This is a genomic window from Streptomyces sp. NPDC050842 (genome assembly GCF_044456565.1).
Taxonomy (GTDB): domain Bacteria; phylum Actinomycetota; class Actinomycetes; order Streptomycetales; family Streptomycetaceae; genus Streptomyces.
Genome location: NZ_JBITGA010000004.1, coordinates 747,182 through 763,856, shown reverse-complemented (window position 1 = coordinate 763,856; position 16,675 = coordinate 747,182). Strand labels below are relative to the sequence as shown.

Annotated in this window: 11 protein-coding genes; 9 read left to right on the top strand and 2 right to left on the bottom strand. The window is 72.8% G+C overall.

What is annotated here, in order from left to right; all coding sequences use genetic code 11:
• Positions 1-4,293, top strand: coding sequence for a CHAT domain-containing protein (locus ACIBG6_RS16545; RefSeq protein WP_399223278.1), 4,293 nt, complete (start codon positions 1-3; stop codon positions 4,291-4,293).
• On the opposite strand, the gene ACIBG6_RS16540 is transcribed toward ACIBG6_RS16545, so the two are convergent.
• Positions 4,274-6,193 carry a caspase domain-containing protein gene (locus ACIBG6_RS16540; RefSeq protein WP_399223277.1) on the bottom strand — a complete coding sequence of 640 codons (1,920 nt, stop codon included), beginning with the start codon at positions 6,191-6,193 and terminating at the stop codon, positions 4,274-4,276. The two genes, ACIBG6_RS16545 and ACIBG6_RS16540, sit on opposite strands and share 20 nt — an antisense overlap.
• Before the next feature lie 215 nt (positions 6,194-6,408).
• On the opposite strand from ACIBG6_RS16540, the gene ACIBG6_RS16535 reads away from it, so the two are divergent.
• The 5 genes from ACIBG6_RS16535 (at position 6,409) to ACIBG6_RS16515 (ending at position 11,184) form a co-directional block, all read left to right on the top strand.
• Positions 6,409-6,894, top strand: coding sequence for a hypothetical protein (locus ACIBG6_RS16535; RefSeq protein WP_399223276.1), 486 nt, complete (start codon positions 6,409-6,411; stop codon positions 6,892-6,894).
• A gap of 85 nt (positions 6,895-6,979) precedes the next feature.
• On the top strand, positions 6,980-8,749 hold the full coding sequence (locus tag ACIBG6_RS16530; RefSeq protein ID WP_399223275.1) for a hypothetical protein: 1,770 nt from the start codon (positions 6,980-6,982) through the stop codon (positions 8,747-8,749).
• Positions 8,746-8,973: a hypothetical protein gene (locus tag ACIBG6_RS16525; RefSeq protein ID WP_399223274.1), complete on the top strand. Its 228-nt coding sequence runs from the start codon at positions 8,746-8,748 to the stop codon at positions 8,971-8,973. The genes ACIBG6_RS16530 and ACIBG6_RS16525 overlap by 4 nt, the downstream gene beginning before the upstream one ends.
• Before the next feature lie 38 nt (positions 8,974-9,011).
• Positions 9,012-9,533 carry a hypothetical protein gene (locus tag ACIBG6_RS16520; RefSeq protein ID WP_399223273.1) on the top strand — a complete coding sequence of 174 codons (522 nt, stop codon included), beginning with the start codon at positions 9,012-9,014 and terminating at the stop codon, positions 9,531-9,533.
• Between the two features lie 85 nt (positions 9,534-9,618).
• Positions 9,619-11,184, top strand: a complete 1,566-nt coding sequence (locus ACIBG6_RS16515) for an AAA family ATPase (RefSeq protein ID WP_399223375.1) — start codon at positions 9,619-9,621, stop codon at positions 11,182-11,184.
• A 70-nt stretch (positions 11,185-11,254) separates the two neighbouring features.
• Here ACIBG6_RS16515 and ACIBG6_RS16510 read toward each other — a convergent pair whose 3' ends face one another.
• On the bottom strand, positions 11,255-12,976 hold the full coding sequence (locus ACIBG6_RS16510) for a chitinase (RefSeq protein WP_399223271.1): 1,722 nt from the start codon (positions 12,974-12,976) through the stop codon (positions 11,255-11,257).
• Between the two features lie 397 nt (positions 12,977-13,373).
• On the opposite strand from ACIBG6_RS16510, the gene ACIBG6_RS16505 reads away from it, so the two are divergent.
• The 3 genes from ACIBG6_RS16505 to ACIBG6_RS16495 all read left to right on the top strand — a co-directional run bounded on the left by ACIBG6_RS16505 (position 13,374) and on the right by ACIBG6_RS16495 (position 16,672).
• Positions 13,374-14,618 (top strand): hypothetical protein, encoded by a 1,245-nt coding sequence (locus tag ACIBG6_RS16505; RefSeq protein WP_399223270.1) that lies wholly within the window; start codon positions 13,374-13,376, stop codon positions 14,616-14,618.
• A gap of 67 nt (positions 14,619-14,685) precedes the next feature.
• A complete protein-coding gene (gene cpaB, locus ACIBG6_RS16500; protein WP_399223269.1) occupies positions 14,686-15,396 on the top strand; it encodes a Flp pilus assembly protein CpaB in 711 nt (236 codons plus the stop codon).
• 7 nt (positions 15,397-15,403) lie between these two features.
• Positions 15,404-16,672, top strand: coding sequence for a CpaE family protein (locus tag ACIBG6_RS16495; RefSeq protein ID WP_399223268.1), 1,269 nt, complete (start codon positions 15,404-15,406; stop codon positions 16,670-16,672).
• Positions 16,673-16,675: the final 3 nt, after the last annotated feature.

The following is a 16,675-nucleotide window of genomic DNA, read 5'->3' as shown; positions in this document are numbered from 1 at the left end:
ATGCGCGGATCGCGCGAACCTGGGGATGCGGAACGAACGGGCGCCGACGGTGAGACGGAGCCCACCGACGCGGAGCTGGAGGCGGAACGCGAGGCGCTGCTCGAACTCCTCGACGGGACGGAGCCCGACGACGCCGAGGCCGCCGCCCGCGCGGCGGCCGTCGGAGCGTCCAGCTGCGTCCTCCATGCCCGCCGGAGGACGCCGGAGGACCTGGCCCTCGCCGACCGGTTCTTCTCGCTCGCGTTCCGCACGCCCGGAGACGGGCCGCGGTGGCACGCCTGGAGGATCCGGTACGGGCATGTGCTCGGCTTCCGCTACGACGAGGAGGCGGACGCCGCCCTCCTGGACCAGGCCCTGGACCTGATACGGGAGGGGCTCTCGGGCCTGCCCGACGGCTCGGAGTACGACGTCGAACGGGGCCTCGGCCTCCATCTGCTGGCCCTCCTCTCGCTGAGCAGGGTCGTCGGCCTCCCGGACGGGTACGACGAGGAGGCCCGTGCCGCGCTGATCGACGCGTCCGTGGCCCATCACCGCGCCGCCCTCCCTCTGTTCGCACCGGACTCCGAGGAAGCCGTCGGTCTTCACGCCTCGCTGGGCTTCCTGTTCCTCCAGCGCGCGGCCGGGACGGGAGGCGGTCAGGGAGGCGCGGCGGAGCAGTCGGTGCGGCACTACGGCCGGGTCCTCGACGCGGCTCTGCCCACCAGCGACCTGCCCTATGTGCGGTACAGCAGAGCCATCGGCCTCATGATCCACGGAGCTTCCGCCCTCGACCGCACGCGACTCGAGGAGGCCCGCGAGGAGTTCGACGCGGCGGTCCAGGACGCGACGCGGGCGGGCGAACGGCCCGCCTGGGCCTGGGAGGCCGGGATCCGCAGCGCGTTCGTCCGCGCGACGCTCTGGTCCGGCTGGCGGGACCCAGCCCAGGCGGCCGTCGCCGAGACGACCCTCCACGGTCTGCTCGGCGAACCCGGCGCGACGGACCCGCTGATGCCGCAGTACCTCGACGTCTTCGGACGCGTGCTGTACGAGCGGGCCGCCCTCCGGGGCGACACGGCGGCACAGGACCGGGCGATCGACCTGATGCGGCGGGCGGTCACCGAGTGGGAACCCCGCCGGGACGGCACGGTGACGAGGGCCGCCTTCTTCCTCGCGCTGGCACAACAGACGCGCTACTTCGGCGACCCCGACCCGCGGCGGCTGCGTGATGTGGCCGACGCGGCGGTACTGATCCTGGACGACGAGAGCCTTCCCCCGCCGGCCCTCAGGACGGCCCGGTTGATCGGCGGCTGGGCCTGGATCAAGCTGGGGGAGCACGGGATCCGGCCGCCGTCCCCGGAGGACCTGCCGAAGGGCATGTGGGGCGCGGACCTGGACGCGGAAGCCGCAGCACTCTTCGACGACATGGAACGGGGCGACATCCACCCGGAGTTCGGCGACGGGGACGCCGGCTTCCCCGGGTTTCTGGGCGGCAGGATGTCCCTGCTGGGCGACGCGCTCGACTTCGCGTACGCGTTCTGGTCCGGGCTCGAGCCCGGACCCGACAAGGACCTGGGAGCGCTGGTCCTGCTCGGCCAACTGCCCGGCGCCGACCCGCACAGCGATCGGGTGGACAGGGCGCGCAGGGCGGCGCTCGTCGCCTGCGTCCTGGAGGCCGAGAGCGACGACCCCACCTGGGGCATGCGCGTGCACACCACCTTGGCCAGGCTCAGGCTGTCGGAGGAGACGGAGGCTTCCGGCCGCACCGCGGACGAGGCCGTCGACCACGTGGACCTCGCCCGGGCGGCGGGCGGTGCCACGGGGGGAAGGCTGAGCGAACGGCTGGACCTCCTGGGGATCCTGGCCGAGAACCATCGTGGCCAGACGAGGGGGGTGACCGACGACCAGGAGCGTGCGGCGGCCACGTGGCAGCGGATCCGGGAGAGCCCCACGGTCACGCCGTACGTCCGGAGCCTGATGGAGGCCCAACAGGCCGCCCTCGCCGTGCCCGCGGCGGTACGCCGCGGCGACCTCGCCGGTGCGGACCGGTACCTCGCCGTCGTGGCCGACACCTACGCGTCGCTCCACGACGACGACCCGACGCGCATCGAGCTGTGGACCGCCGTCGAGAAGCTGCGCCTGGGGCGCGACGCACTCGCCGACCGGCTCGGGGTGCCTCCCTACCGCCCGATGGCGGCCGGTCCGACCACGGCCGAGCTGCGCAGAGACGCTCGACGGCTGCCCCGCGACCGCCGGATCGCGGTCCTGGGCGGCAACGGCATCGCGCGTTACGGGCGGGCGGCGCTGGCGGAGGACGCCGCCGGTGTGGAGGACGCTCTCGGACTCGTGCGTGAGGCGTACGAGCTGGCCGACGAAGGCAGCGAGAGCCGGGTGCGCTACGCGGCCTCCCTGGGTACCGGACTCTGCGGACTGGCCCAGACGCGATCCGACGCCGTCTCCCGGGCTCGCGACCTGGCCGAGGGGATCGCCCTGCTGGAGGCGGCGTTCCGGGGCACGGGCGGGCCCACGAGCCGGCTGTACGCCACCATGGGTGCCATCCTCGCGTCGGCCTACCGGCTGCGGGGCGACGCCCTCCGCGGCGACCGGGAGAACAGCCGGCGCACCGGGCTCGACGCCCTGCGCGGGCACGCCTGGGCGGCCCTCCAGCAGTCGGGCACCGATCACGCCATGGTCGCCGCGCTCGACGCGACCTCGACCGCGCTGGAGGTCGGAGCGTGGTGTCTGAGCGACGGCGCGCTGGACGAAGCCGTCCAGGCACTCGACTCCTGCCGTGGCCTCGTCCTGCACGCTGCCGTGACGTCCCGGCAGGTTCCCGAGCGCCTGGCCGCCGCGGGGCACGCGGATCTGGCCGAGGAATGGCGTCACGCCGGCATGGGCGCCGAGCCGGAGACGGACTTGCTGTCGGCCACGGGTTTCACGGCCACGGGCTCCACGGGGACGGGCTCCACGGCCACGGGTTCCACGGGGTCGGTTCCGAGTAGTCTGCGCCGTCGCGTGCTCGCGGCGCTCCGCTCTTCGGGCGACGGCCAGGACCGGCTGCTCGAACCGCCGGTCGTCGACGAGATCGCCGCGGCGCTGCGCTCCCTGCGCAAGGACGCACTCGTCTACCTGGTCCCCGCCTCCGAGGACATCGGGGGCACCGCGCTCGTCGTCACCGACCGCGGTTCCACCCACGTGGTGCCGCTACCGAGGCTGACCGAGGACGCGACCGCGCTGCGGGACTACCTGCCCGCGGCGCACCAGGCGAGGGACCCGGGCGCCGAGGCCGGAGGGGCCGACGGGGGCGGCGACGAGCCGAGGGACCTCGGCCCGGTGACCGGAGGGCCCGTCGGGGGCGGCGACGACGCGACCATGCGGCGTCGGCTCGATCGGCTGTGCGGCTGGGCCTGGTACGCCGCGATCCGGCCGCTCCTCGACGCCTTCGGCGAGCCACCTGTGGCCGGGCGCGTCCCGAGGCTCGTCCTCGTCCCGATGGGAGGGCTCGGCCTCGTCCCCTGGCACGCGGCCTGGGAGCAGAACGCGGACGGCGGCCGCCAGTACGCGGTGGAGAAGGCCGAGATCTCGTACGCGGCCTCCGCGCGGCTGCTGTGCGAGGTGGCCTCGAGGGACGCCACCGCCCACGACGGCGCGGCCCTGCTCGTCGGCGATCCCACGGGAGACCTGCGGTACGCGGGAGAGGAGGCCGACGCGGTGCACCGTGCCTTCTATCCGGCCGGCCGCTACCTCGGCCGTCGGCGGGACGGCGTGGTGGGCAGCGCGGTCGACGGTGCGGGCACCCCGGAGGAGGTGGTGACGTGGCTGGCCGAAGGCGCCGGCGGGGGCAGAGTGCTGCATCTCGCCTGCCACGCCTCGATCGCCCGGGACATCGATCGGACGTCGTATCTCTCACTGTACGGAGGCGAGTTGGCGGCCGAGGAGATCACCGAGGCCGTCGGGTCCCGGGGCGGGATCGGTCTCGTGCTGCTCGCAGCCTGCCGGAGCCATGTCTCGGGGCGCGGGCACAACGAGGCGTACAGCCTCGCCACGGCCTTCCTGGTCGCGGGTGCCCGCTCGGTCGTCGGATCGCTCTGGCCGGTGCCGGACGACTCCACGTCGGTGCTCATGTTCATGACGCACCACTTCCTGCGGGTCGAGGGCGAGCCGCCGGCCAGGGCGCTGCGCCGCGCCCAGCTCTGGATGCTCGACCCGGACCGCCTTGCCCCCGACACCCTGCCGCCTCACCTGTCCGAGCGCGCCCGGCGCCTCGACCCGGCCGACCTCCGCTCCTGGGCGGGCTTCACCCACCTCGGACAGTAGGGACGACGGTGCGGAGAGCCAGGGTGCGCGTGGTCCACCGGGTGGCGGGAGCGGTCACCCGGCCTGCCACGCGCGCCCCGGAGCCACGGGGGTCCCAGGCGTTCAGTTCGTAGGGAACGAGGCTGAACTCGCTCTCGCACACGATCAGTTTCAGCCAGTCCCGGGCGGCCGCGCCCGGAGCCGCGGGGCGTGTCGGCGGCAGCGACAGCTGGACGGGCTCACCGTCGAGGGCGTGACCCACGCGCCCGGGGCCGATGAAGTGCCCGGGGTAGAGCAGCGAGTGGCACGCGTAGCTGTCGGTGAGGTCGAGCAGCACGCACCAGAGCGCCTTGTCGCGGGACCGGTTGTGTAGCCGGATGGACACGAAGGGCGCGACCGGTGCCCCGCTCGGCCCCGTATAGGCGCAGACGATCTCACCGCCGCCGTCCGGGGTGAGAAGGGGGCCGTCCTCCGCGCCCCAGGGCGTGATCTCGACCCGTACCAGGCCGTCCAGCGTGGACGGGCCCGCGGACAGGCCGCGGATGCGGTGCCAGCGGGTCAGGTGCTCCAGACAGTCCCGTACTCGGTGCGCGTCGTCGGGCGCGGACAACCGGAGTGCTTCGGTGAACGGCGTTCCGTCGCGCCGCAGCACCCGGGCGACGTCTTCCTCGACGGAGACCTGGAAGTGGAGATCGGCCGCCTCGTCCATGCCGTCGATCACCCGCAGCTGCGGGGAGGGGCGGAGGGCCGTTCGCAGTACTTCCGTCCAGGCGGCAGCGGGCGGCAGCGCGTCGAGCGTGACCGTGGCCGACGGTACCGGGAGCGAGGAGACGGCGACGGGGTAGACCCGCGTCGGGACCGGCGCCCAGCCGACGGGTTCGACGAGGGTGTGTGTCGCCCGGACCTCGCGGGTGTGCAGCAGCGTGCCGGGGCCGTCCTCCGGCCGGGGCGAGGTCACCCCGAACGTGGGGCCCGGTGCACCGGCCTGCGTTGCGACCCCGTGCACGGCGCCGCAGTCCACCTCCCATCCGTGCGCGCCGAAGCGCAGCAGATGGGGGCTGGGCGCGCGCGTCGCGGTTCCCGCCAGGAACGCCGTGTCGGCGATTCCTCCGGGTGTCGCAGGGTGGAGCACCGGCCGCTGCCGTCCGCCGGACAGCTGCATCCGGGCGTCGGCGGCGGCCAGCAGTTCCCGGTACGTGAGGTCACCACCGGCCTCTTTCGCCGCTCCGAGCAGTGCGTAGGTGAAGGCTCCGTGGCGTCGGCCGCCGAAACTCCCTTCGTACGACGGCTGGTTGATGCGGGAGGCGGCGAGGAGGACGTGCGGGGCGGCGGGGCCGTCGGCGGGGAGAGCGGCGCCGTCTCTGGGCCGCCCCGCGCCGATCGGGGGCTCCGGCAGGAAATCGTCCGGCCGCCACCCGGCCGCCATGGGGGCGAAGCGGGACGTGACCTCACGGTCGAGGGCTGTGCCTCCCGCGGCCTTCCGGTCGCGGGTGGCGCCGCCAGCGAAGCAGCAGTCGAGTACGGCGGCGACGTGCGCGCCGTTCGCGGCCACCTCGTGCAGCAGCCGGCCGAGCCGCTTGTCCGGCAGGAGCGCGTCCACGCAGACCAGGGCCTGGTTGCGGCCCGTCGCCTCGATTCTCGCGTCGGCCCCCGTGGCGAGGGTCTCGGTGCCGTGCCCGGAGAACCAGAACAGCGCGATGTCGCCCTCGCGGGCCCGGCCCAGGTGTTCGCGTACGGCGTCCTCGACCGCCTCCCGGGTCGCCTCGCCGTCCAGCAGCGTCCTGACGGACAGCTCGCCCGTCAGCCGGTCGCGGAGGAAGCGGTGTGCCTCGGTGACGTCGTTGACGCATCCGGTGAGGGATGTCGCCGTGCCGGCCGGATAGTTGTCGATGCCCACGAGGAGGGCCCGGAGCGCTGTCATGCGAGCGATCCTGCCAGCCGCCACCGGGCGCCCTTAGGGCGAACCTGGTCGAAATGAGGGCTTACTCCGGGCGAATTGAGGTAATCGACGTCACAACTGATCGCCCGTGAACCATTATTGACGTGACATCAGTCGCATGGCCTATCGGCGCATCAGCGACGTCCCGTGAGGCAACCGGGGGAGAAGTGGCGAGTACGGAAGGCCCTCGCCGCCTTGTGCGAGGCGGATCGACGGACGGGCAGGAGACGACCCGGGGCGGTCGAACGGACCGGCGACTCGTCATCGGTCCCGACCGGGCAACAGGGTCGGCGGTCGGGGCCGCGACGGGAGGCGCGCTGTCCCGCGACTTCCTCGCACCACGCGCCCCTGATCTTCGAGGGGCGATCGAAAGGCTCGACGCCGAACTGGACGACACCGCCCGCGCCGAACTGGCCGCCTGGATCCGAGAGGCGTACGAGCGGTCGCACGGCGACGTGCCTATGGGCTTCGTGGCCCGTTGCTTCCTCGGGCCGCCGTTTGTCGACCACACCCTCGACCTCATGGGAGTGATCACACGGCACTTCGCCCCCTTCGACCCGATGCCCGAACCCTTCGCCCGCGCCAGGATGCTGGCCCGCTCCGGGGGCTACGCCTACATCGAGGTCTACGCCACCGGCCTGGTCATCCCCGTCCTGCCCGACGGCCGGGCCGTACGCCCCTGAGCCGGCCGTCGAGGGCGGGGCGTCCGGCCGCGCACCTCACCCACCTCTGCCCCGCGACCGGACGTGCTCGGATCGGAGAACCGTCATGAACTACGTGGACTACGGGCTGCACCAGAAGGTGCGGGAGGTCGGCCAACTGGTGGGCCGGCTCGGTGAACAGCTGGGATCGGTGTCCGGCCAGGTGGCCGGCGTCGACGCCCGCCAGCAGCAGACCACGCGCGAACTAGGGGAACTCCTCGCGGAGTTCCGTGCCTTCGCCGGTCGCACTGAGCGCGTCGCCAACGTGCAGCGGGCCGAGACGCGCATCGGCAGGGTCCAGGACGAGATCGATCACGAGTTCGGCCACTACAAAGAGGTCCGCAGAACCGCCGTGGGCATGCTCCAGGCGTTCGACACCGGGCTCGTCGCCGAGGAGACCATCCGCACCGTCGGTGAGCAGCTGATGCTGCGGACCCCCCGCTACTGGCTGGCACCCGCCCTCGTCGCGCTCGCCTCCTGGGCCTCGGACGACCGGGTGCTGTGCGAGCGCGCCGTGGAGGAGGCCTTCCGTCGTTCACCGGCACGGACCTCGCTGTTCTTCGCCCTCGTCCTCCGGAGACAGGAGCGGCTGCAGAGCTCGCACCGCTGGCTCCGTCATTACCTCCTCGCCCAGGACCCGGTGCGCCTGGGCAGGGAATTCGCGGTCATCCTGGAATCGATCGCCCAGGGAGCGTTCGGCCTCGCCGGCCGGGAGATGCTCGCCATGTCACTCCGGGAGTGGCGGGACCGACTGGCGCACGACACCGCGGCACGGGACCGGCAGGTCCGGCGCTGGCGGCACGAGATCGACTCCCTCGCGGCTCCTTCCGCCGCGGCCGACTACCCGCTGCTCGCTGCGCTCTCTCCGGAGTGGCCCGCGCTCGACCGGGCCCTTTCCCTTGCACGCGCGCAGCAGCGGCTCCTCGACAAGTACCAGGCCGTCCTCGACCGTGAGCCCGGGCCGTCCGAGCGGCTGGAGGACGCCGTCGACGACATCCTCGACCGTCTCGTCGGTGCGTACGACGACGAGGAGCTGCCGCTCCGATGGGACCTGGCTCTGAGCAAGAACGTCGTGCGGCACGCCGGCGACATGGACAGGGCACGCAAGGCCACGGAGTCCGAGGCCGCTCTGTACGAGGAGACGCTCGACTATCTGACGGTGCAGAGCGCGGCAGCTCTCACCCCCGCGGCGATCGGTACGTCCGCCGCCACCCAGCGGCTGGCGATCGCCGCGTGCGACGAGTGGTTCGCGGAGGCCCACGCGGGCTACACCCGCGACTGCCGGGCGGCCGTGCCCCAGGATGTGCAGATCCGCCTCGACGAGACACACACGGTCGAATCGCGGATCTTCCGGTTGCCGCCGTGGCGGGGTTCTCTCAATGAGCCGATGGCGACCCTGGAGACCCGCCTCGCCGAGCACTGGAGCAATCACACCGACTCCTTCCTGAACGGGCTCGCCTACCCCCTGGCGGCCAGGGTCGCCCCCCTGGTCGTCGTCCTGCTCGCCATCCTTGCCCTCGTCGGCCAGGCCGGGGTGGTGGCGGCGCTCCTGCTCGCGCTGTGCACCGGAGCCGTCTGGGGCTTCGTCATTCACCGCGCGGCCCGCGATGCGGCGGCCACCCACTCGCGGGTCCGCGAGGCGCTCGACCGGGCGAAGCGGGCTTCGCTGCACCGACTGCGCGGCGCGTCGGCCGAGCGCACCGACTGGGAGGCGCGCTTCAAGGAAGCCGACGCCGTCGAAAGCCGGTGCCGGGACGTGATCTCCGCGTACGGCCTCCTCCACCAGGAGGGATCGCCGTTCGAGGGCCGGACCGTACGCAAGGAGGACGACCGATGACACACGAGCCGCAGGCGGACGGACGACAGGACGACGATCAGCAGCCCGACCCGCCTCCCGGCCCCGTACGGAGGTCAGGGAGCGAGGTGCCGTGGGCGGCCCAGGGCGCCGGCCCGGTCGACCGGTCGACCGGCCGCCACCGGCACGTCGTCGAAGGGCTCCCGGACTGGGAGCCGCTTCCTCCCGGGGAGACGCTCGTCCGCAGACCCGGAACCCCGCGGTGAACGGCCTCTGGGGGCATGGCGGCCTGTACGAGACATGGGTGGCGTTCCTCCGCCGGTGGGCAGCCTTCGAGCCCACCGACCCGTCTCTGCTGCCGCCGCTCACGGACGAGGACTTCGACGGCCCGACCGTGCAGCGCCTCGCCCGGCACCTGACGCAGGCGCTCGGGACGCGGCTGCAGACCTGGGCCGACACGCTGGTGCGCGCGGTGAGCGCCGAACCGGACGAGTTCTCCGTGGGGCGGGAGCTGGCCCAGGCCCGGCACGGTCTCGTGGCGATCCGGGAGATGGCGGGTCACAGGGGTCTGCCACCGGCCCTGCGGGAGCGGCTCACGCGGCTGGTGGACGAACGCGTCCACCAGCTCCAGGAGCAGCTGGAAGAGCAGTTGGAGACGGCAAGGCGCGAGGATCCCCTGGCGGAGTGGATCGAGGAACGCCGCCGCACCTTGCGCGACAACCCTCTGACGGCGGTGTCGACCCGGCCACCGTCCACGGAGCCACCCGGGGACCCCTGGGCCTACGACCCGACCACCGTGCCCCGCCGCAAGGTCGGACGGGACTGACGCGCGGGTGTACGACCCCGCCGGCGGGCGGGACTCCTGCCGCCTCCATGGCGGCCTTCCCACCGACTCCGACCCGAAGGTCCGCATGTCGAACTACGCCGACAGCCTGCACCACCTCGAAAGCTACATCGCCGCCCGCGTACCGGTCATCGGCATGCGCACCGTCGAGCAGCAGCGTGCCCTGCGCCTGCTGCGCGAAGCGGCCGGGCAGCCGCGCCGCAGCAGCATGCCCTTCTGGATCTACACCAGGGCGACCGGCCTGCGCGACCTACGGACCAATTCCACCGTGATCGACGACCGGTCCTTCGTCGGAGCCATGGATTTCGCCGCCGCCCAGTTCACGAGCCGGGCCAACGCCACCGTCGTCTTCGTCGACCCCACGGACCTCGAAGGGGACAACCAGATGTCCCGGCACATGGCGGAGCTGGCACGGCTCGCCGACACCAACATGGGCAGCGTCGTCGTCATCACCGACAGTCCGATCTGGAGCGGGCTCCAGCGGCTCGGGATGAGCATCCAGCTCGACCTTCCGGAGCCGGACGAGATGTACGCGATCCTCGGGCGCTTCCTGGGCGACCACCGTGGCCATATTCCGGTCGAATGGGACGAGAGCGACACACGCCGTGCCGCCGAGTTCCTGCGTGGTGTCACCGAGGCCGAGGCGGTCAACCTGATGGCCACATTCGCCGCCAAGGGCTCCGTCCTGAAGCCGGACGTGCTGGGCCTCGCTCAGGCAAAGGATCGCATCTTCAGCGATCTCGCCGGCCTGGAGCGGATCCCGCTCAAGGCCGGGAGCTACGCCGTCGGAGGACTGACCAATCTCCGGGAGTGGTTGGGGCGCAAGCACCGCCTCATGCACGAGGACCTGAGGGGCACGCACCTGCGTCCGCCGCGAGGAGTCCTGCTGGTGGGAGTGCCGGGCTGCGGCAAGTCGCTGTCCGCCAAGGCGATCGCGCACGAGTGGCAACTGCCGCTCTACCGACTCGACATGGGCAGCATCCACGGCAAGTACCTGGGCGAGTCGGAGAGCCGGTTCCGGGAGGCGCTGGCCATGGCCGACCGGGTGGCCCCGTGCATCCTGTGGATCGACGAGATCGAGAAGGGGCTGTCCGGCCGGCACGACACCACCGGCGTCCCCGCCCGTGTCGTCGGGCACTTCCTCTTCTGGCTGCAGGAGTCCGACTCCCGTGCGTTCGTGGTGGCCACCGCCAACGACGTCCGGAGCCTCCCGCCCGAGTTGATGCGCAAGGGAAGGTTCGACGAGCTGTTCTTCGTGGACCTCCCCGACGCGGAGGACCGCAGGGAGATCATCCAGCTGTACTACCGCCTGTACCTGGGACAGGAGCCGGACCCGGTCCAGATGGACCGCCTGGTCGATCTGTCCGACGGGTTCGCCGGCTCCGACATCGCCGCGGCCCTGCACGACGTGGGCACCGAGGCCCGGCTGAGCGGAGGGACGGGGCACCTGCGTCCGGCGTTCGTCCTGGACACGTTCGCCAACACCGTTCCGCTGAGCAAGGTGCATCCGGAGCAGATCCAGGAGATCCGGGCCTGGGGCCTGCAGCGGGCCGTGCCGGCGGGCCGCTCGCCCATGCCGTCCGGTCCGGTGGGCGGTGGCGGGCCCCGGCGGATCCTGTTCACGGGGGACTGAGACGGAACACGCGAGGGAGGGCGCGGCGCGGTACCTTCGTACCACGAGGCGCCCCCCACCGTTCAGCGGGTTAGGGCAGGTTGTGGACGTGCGGGCCCACCGCGTTCGACCAGGCGTTGCCGGCCGTCGCGTCCCAGTTGGTCGACCAGGTCATCGCGCCGCGCAGCGTCGGCCAGGCCTGGGCCGGCTTGTAGGTGCCGCAGCCGGTCAGCTTGGTCAGGCAGTCGAGCGCGTTCTTCACGATCTGCGGGTCGACGTAGCCGCTGCCCGCGCCCCGCGTGGAGGCGGGGACGCCCAGGCCGACCTGGGACGGGGCGAGGCCGCCCTGGATCTGGATGCAGGCGAGCGCGGTGAGGAAGTCCACCGAGCCCTGGCTGTACACCTTGCCGTCGCAGCCCAGCATCGAACCGCTGTTGTAGTACTGCATGTTGACGACCGTGAGGATGTCCTTCACGGCGAGCGCCGTCTTGAAGTACTCGGTGCCGGTGTTCTGCATGTCGATGGTCTGCGGGGCCATCGTCAGGACCATCGACGAACCGGCCTTGGCGGAGAGCTGGCGCAGCGCCTTGGTCAGGTACGTGGAGTTGATGCCGTGCTCCAGGTCGATGTCGACCCCGTTGAAGCCGTACTCCTGCATCAGGGCGTACGCGCTGTTCGCGAAGGCGGTCGCGCTCGCGTCACTGTTGATCGTGACGTTGCCCTTCTCGCCGCCGACCGAGATGATCACGGACTTGCCGGCCGCCTTCTTGGCCGCGATGTCGGCCTTGAAGTCGGCGGTGGAGGCGTAGCCGACGGCCGGGTCGAGGTTGAAGACGATCTGGCCGGCCGTGGTGGTCGAGTCGGCGAAGGAGACGGCGATGATGTCGTACTGCGACTGGACGTCCCGCAGCTTCTGGACGGTCGCGCCGTTGTTGAAGTTCTGCCAGTAGCCGGTCAGCGCGTGCTTGGGCACGGCCGGGCCGGGGCCCGGGTCGGTGACCTTGGCGGTCCGGGCCGACACGGCCGTTGACTTGGCGGACTCGCCCGCGGAGTTCGTCGCGGCGACCTGGAACTGGTAGGCGGTGTCGGCGGTGAGGCCGGTCACGGTGGTGGCCGTGCCGGTCACCGTCTGGGGGTTGGCGCCGTCGCGGTAGACCTTGTAGCCGGTGGCGCCCGAGACCGCGCCCCAGCTGAGGGCGACGGAGTTCGACGTGACCGTGCCGGCGGCGAGGCCGGCGGGGGTGGCCGGGATGACCGGGTCGGGGTCCTGGCCGCCGCCCCCGTCGGGGCCGAAGACGCTCACGTCGTCGACCAGGTAGGGGGACGTGCCGTACCAGCCGTGGGTGTAGACCTCGACGGAGGTGGTGCTCGCGCCGGTGGTGAAGGTGGTGGTGAGCTGCTTCCAGGCGGCGCTGTCGGGCGTCCAGGTGGAGACGCTGCCCGTGCCGGTCCCGGTGCCGCTCGCGCCGAGGTAGGCGTATCCGCCCTGGACCCAGGCGCTCAGCGTGTACGTGGAGTTGGGCTTGACGGCCACGGTCTGCACGCACTTGGCGTTGTCGAGGCCGGCCGGGGTGGCCTTCAGGGCGCCGGCCCCGGTGCGTACGGGCGAGGAGACGGCGGCGCCGCCCCCGGCGGAACAGGCCCAGTTGGCGAGGCCGTTCTCGAACCCGGCGTTCTTGGCGACGTTGACGTCGGCCGCCTGGGCGGTGCCGGCTCCGCCGACGAGGACGAGCCCGGAGCCGACGGCGATCGCGAGGGCTCCGCCGAGCCATCGACGTGCGTGCGGGCGGGTGGTGGTGCGGTCCACGTGCATCCTCCGGTGGGGGAGTTGGGGATGTGGAGGTGCCGTACGTCGTCGTACGGAGGGGCTCGTACGGGGGTACGAGGCTGATGCGGGGGTGCGGACGGTGGCCACCGTTGTCGCACAAGCTGGTCCAGACCAATCGCGTTGTCAAGACCTCTGGCGGCAAGCGGCGTTCGGTGGAGGCGGGGCCGCGGTGAGAGTCGCGGTGAACGTCGTGGTGAAAAGGGCCGGTGGGCCTGCTGCAAGGCCCAAAGAAAGTGGGGAGAGCTTGGCGGATTGTGTGTTCACCACCCCGGGTGGCGTGGATAAAGTGCAGAGGCGGCGGCGCCCTGCGGTGACGCCCCGAACGCGGTAGGTGATCTGCGGCTCCCGGGACCCCGGAGGCCGGAGGGGACGGGGGTCTGACGTGCCGACAGCGATCGCGGTCACCAGCGCCGACCTGGTGCTGCCGCCGACCGACCCGCAGACGCCGGACGCCGCCGTGCTCCCGGCCCCCGAGACGCGGTCTCTCGACGCCTCCGTCGCCGACATGCAGCAGCTCCTCGCGCGGTACGGAAGCGTGGTCGTCGTCTGCCCCACCTCCGCCCCCGCCGCCGTCGAGCGGCGCCTGCACGCCGTCCGCGGGCTCCTCGAAAGCGACCGGATCGCGCTGGTCAGAACCGACCTGCCGCCCCTCGGCGCGGCCGTGCTCGTCCGGCAGTTACGGCAGCTGGCGGCCTGCGACTTCAGCCCCGGCGTGCTCGCCTCCGCCGCCAGGCTGCTCGCCCATTACATCTACGCGGGGGCCGTACTGGGCTCGGTGTCCCGCCTCGACCGTGTCCCCGTCAGCCTCTCCTCCCACCTCAAGGGCTGGCTGCCCGGGGCGCACTTCGCCGTGCTCGCCGGGCCCACGCCGCAGATCGTCCGGCTCGGCGGTGCGGGCGACCAGCGCCTCGCGGGGCCGGAGTTCGCCACGCAGCTCCTCGTCGCGCGCGGCCAGCTCCAGACCGACTGGCCCGCCACCGCCCTCATCCCCGCGTGGCAGATCCAGAGCCCCGTCCAAGAGGCCGTACTTCCCGAGACCTCGCCCGGCTGGTGGGGTACCGGCAAGCTCGTGGAGTTCGTCGCGTACCTGCCCGACCTGCCCGTTCTCTACCAACTCGTCTCCTCCGTACGGCGCGAGACCTGCCACTGGTGCGGGATGGAGCTCATCGGCGACCGCTGCGGCTTCTGCGCGGCGCCGCTGACGGCGGCGGCCCCGCCGACGGCGGTCGCGGGCGCGGCGTCCGGGGCGGCTCAGGTCCGGGGGACGACCCAGGCGGCGATCGGGGCGCCCCGTGGCGCGACGCAGGCTCTCAGTGCGGCTCCGGTGCGAGGCGGGGCTCCCGCCCTCGACCCGGTGCCGGCCCGGGGCACCACCCGGGCCCTCGGAGCCGTACAGGCACCCGCCCCGGCACCCGCCACCGGCCGGCCCGCCACGTCCGGCGCCGCGCCTGGCTCGGTACCGGGCGCCGCGCCTGGCTCCGTACCGGGCCCCGCGCATGGCTCCGTACCCGGCCCCGCGTCCGGCTCCGTACCCGGCCCCGCGCATGGCCCCGCATCCGGCCCCGCGTCCGGCCCCGCGTCCGGCTCCGTACCCGGCCCCGCGATCGACCCCCGCACGGTCCCGTGAGCGCCGCCGCGTACGACGACCACCCCCGCCCGCCCCGACCCACGTCTCCGATCGAGGAAGTCCGGCCATGAACTCCCGCCAGCGCCGCGGCGTGATCCTGCTGCTGCTCTCCGTCCTGTGCGCCCTCGGCGCCTTCGCCGGCGTCCTCACGGTCATCAGCGACGTGAACGCGAAGGTCGGCCCGGAAGTCACCGCGTACCGGCTCAGCAAGAACGTGGCCCCCTACGCCGCCCTGAACGCGAGCCAGTTCGAGAAGATCTCCATGCCCAAGCGCTGGCTCTCCGCCACCGCCGTCACCGATCTCCGCCAGATCGAGGGCAGGATCGCCGTCACCGAGCTCAGGAAGGGCTCCCTCCTCCAGAGCGACATGATCGTCCAGAAACCCGAGCTCAAGCCCGGCGAGCAGGAGATCGCGATCATGATCGACGCCGCCACCGGCGTCGCGGGGAAGATCAACGCCGGCGCCACCGTCAACATCTACGCCACCTTCGCCGGCGAGAAGAAGGACGACCCGTCCCAGTCACGGATGATCGTCGCCGGCGCCCGCGTCCTCTCCGTCGGCAAGCTCACCCCCATCAGTGACAGCAGCGAGCGCACGAGCCGCGGCGCCACCTCGGCCGTCCCCATCAGCTTCGCGCTCTCCACCCTCGACACCCAGCGCGTCGCGTACGCCGAGTCGTTCGCCGAGCACGTACGCCTCGCCCTCGTCGCCCCGGCCACCGGCGGCGCCCCCGCCGACCAGGGCGACCGCACCTACACGCTCGAAAAAGACAAGTGAGGCCGGTATGACCACCAGGATCCTGCCGGCCGTCGGGGACCCCGACGCCGCCCGCTCCGTCGTCACCCTGCTCAGCCAGCTCCCCGACGCCGAACCCGCCGCGCCCGTCACCGACTCCACCCAGCTCGTCGACACCCTCGCCCGGCTCGCCGCCGAGTCCCTCGACGAACTCCCCGAGGTCGTCCTCGTCCACGAGCGCATCGGGCCCGTCCCCGCGCTCGACGTCGTCCGCGAGGTCGCCCTCCGCTTCCCGGCCGTCGGCGTCGTCCTCATCACCGCCGACGCCAGCCCCGTCCTCTTCTCCGCCGCCATGGACTCCGGAGCGCGCGGGCTCGTCACCCTCCCCCTCGGCTACGAGGAGCTCGCCAGCCGCGTCCAGGCCGCCGCCCAGTGGTCCGCCGGGGTACGCCGCCACCTCGGCGCCGGAGCCGAACTCGCCACCGGCCCCGGCGGCACCGTCGTCACCGTCAGCGGCGCCAAGGGCGGCGTCGGCACCACCGTCACCGCCGTCCACCTCGCCCTCGCCGCCCGCGCCTCCGGCCGGACCGTCGCCCTCCTCGACCTGGACCTCCAGGGCGGCGACATCGCCTCCTACCTCGACGTCCAGTTCCGGCGGTCGGCCGCCGACCTCGCGGCGATCGCCGACATCTCGCCCCGGGTCCTCCAGGACGCCGTCTACGTCCACGAGACCGGCCTCGCGCTGCTCCTCGCCCCGGCGGAGGGGGAGCGCGGCGAGGAGGTCACCGACCGCGCCGCCCGCCAGATCGTCAGCGCCCTGCGCGCCCGGCACGAGGTGGTGGTCGTCGACTGCGGCTCCCAGCTCACCGGCGCCAACGCCGCGGCGATCGAGATGTCCGACACCGCGCTGCTCGTCACCACCCCGGACGTGATCGCGGTACGGGCGGCCAAGCGGACCGTACGGATGTGGGAACGCCTCCAGGTACGGAAGGCCGAGGAGACCGTCACCCTGGTCAACCGGCACCAACGGTCCGCGGAGATCCAGCCACCCCTCGTCCAGAAGATCACCGGCACGCGGACGGCGGGCGTCTCCGTCCCCGCCAACTTCAAGGAACTCCAAGCCGTCGTCGACGCGGGCCGGCTCCACGACCTCGACGCCCGCTCGACGGTCAAGCAGGCCCTGTGGTCCCTCGCGGGGGAACTGGGCCTGGTCCAGGCGACCCCCGCACCCGGCCGACAGGGCAGGCCCGGCAAGGAGCTCGCCCGGGCGGGCGACCGGGGTTCGCTGGGCCTGCGCCGCCGCACCGGAGGCCGCTGAGCC

Excerpts from the sequence above, each read along its gene's own strand:
- ACIBG6_RS16515 (WP_399223375.1), top strand. The coding sequence starts at position 9,619 with ATGTCGAACTACGCCGACAGCCTGCACCACCTCGAAAGCTACATCGCC.
- ACIBG6_RS16540 (WP_399223277.1), bottom strand. The coding sequence starts at position 6,193 with ATGACAGCGCTCCGGGCCCTCCTCGTGGGCATCGACAACTATCCGGCC.
- ACIBG6_RS16545 (WP_399223278.1), top strand. The coding sequence starts at position 1 with ATGCGCGGATCGCGCGAACCTGGGGATGCGGAACGAACGGGCGCCGAC.
- ACIBG6_RS16495 (WP_399223268.1), top strand. The coding sequence starts at position 15,404 with ATGACCACCAGGATCCTGCCGGCCGTCGGGGACCCCGACGCCGCCCGC.
- ACIBG6_RS16525 (WP_399223274.1), top strand. The coding sequence starts at position 8,746 with ATGACACACGAGCCGCAGGCGGACGGACGACAGGACGACGATCAGCAG.
- ACIBG6_RS16530 (WP_399223275.1), top strand. The coding sequence starts at position 6,980 with ATGAACTACGTGGACTACGGGCTGCACCAGAAGGTGCGGGAGGTCGGC.
- cpaB (WP_399223269.1), top strand. The coding sequence starts at position 14,686 with ATGAACTCCCGCCAGCGCCGCGGCGTGATCCTGCTGCTGCTCTCCGTC.
- ACIBG6_RS16510 (WP_399223271.1), bottom strand. The coding sequence starts at position 12,976 with ATGCACGTGGACCGCACCACCACCCGCCCGCACGCACGTCGATGGCTC.